Annotated in this window: 1 protein-coding gene; it reads right to left on the bottom strand. The window is 31.9% G+C overall.

The window, feature by feature from the left end; translation table 11 throughout:
• Positions 1-357, bottom strand: a 357-nt coding sequence (locus H6A13_RS13160) for a hypothetical protein (protein ID WP_204909964.1), incomplete at both ends; no start/stop codon positions are given.

Genomic DNA, 357 nt, shown 5'->3' with positions numbered 1-357 from the left:
CTGGTACACAGCTTCTCTTATATTATAGATATTAGGACTCCCCTCACTTCCAAATAAAGTTACTTTTATTGTATGATCTACTAGTGAAAGAGTCGTAAATACTATCATCGCTATTATTGTAACAATAATGATAAATATATCCCATTTCCTTAAATAATATTGTTTTTGATCAGTATTCCTAATCAATGAAACTGTAATCAAAAAAACAATTACTGAAATTACAGCCCCCAAAAGCATAGGTGTATCAAGCCAGCCAAAATTTCCGACAGTTGAAATTACCAAAAACTCTCCCCATGTTTTTCCCGTTTGAAGAAATAAATACAATCCCCTTCTCCACTCTATTATAAACCCATATAC

The organism is Mordavella massiliensis, from assembly GCF_016902415.1.
Lineage (GTDB): Bacteria > Bacillota > Clostridia > Lachnospirales > Lachnospiraceae > Merdimonas > Merdimonas faecigallinarum.
This window is presented reverse-complemented; position numbering and strand designations above follow the sequence as displayed.